This is a genomic window from Vibrio sp. 1249-1 (assembly GCF_033340495.1).
The window spans coordinates 1-579 of record NZ_JAWOWJ010000881.1; the positions used below are offsets into that span (position 1 = coordinate 1).

Sequence of the window (579 nt, forward strand, 5' to 3'; positions counted from 1 at the left end):
TTTACGTGAAGAAACCGTCAACATAGCGGGAGTTGGAACGGTATTGTTGCCAGCTCCAACGGGCTTTGATGCCGACGGCCAGTACCGTGTGAATCCGAGTTATGTTCCGTTACAACTGATTGCTCGTATGCAGTCTCTGTACCCGCAATACAACTGGGATTCAATGTATAAGGCAAGTGTTCACATGCTAGAGAAAACGATGCCAGCTGGCTTTAGCCCAGACTGGGCGACATTGAGAAATGGTCGTTATAGCTCAGATGGGGTCACTGGGCCGATAGGCAGTTACAACGCGATCCGCACTTATCTTTGGGTGGGCATGTTAAATGATCAAGTTTCAGAAAAAGCAGTATTAGTGCAAAAAATGCAGCCGTTTGTGGCGGCAACCAAAGCCCTTGGTGCACCAGCGAGAGAAGTAAATACTGAAACGGGTAAATATACCCAATCAGGAAGTGCAGGTTTTTCTGCTGCGGCTCTTCCGTTGCTCGCGGCTTCTGGTGAATCTACGCTGTTGGAGACGCAGTTTCTTGGTGCTCAAAAGGGTTTTGGGGTGGACAAAAATGATCATTATTACGACGACGC

General features: G+C 48.4%; 1 protein-coding gene. It reads left to right on the forward strand.

Annotated elements, in window-relative coordinates; genetic code table 11:
• Positions 1–579, forward strand: a 579-nt coding sequence (locus tag R7Z50_RS29450; RefSeq protein ID WP_318150008.1) for a glycosyl hydrolase family 8, incomplete at both ends; no start/stop codon positions are given.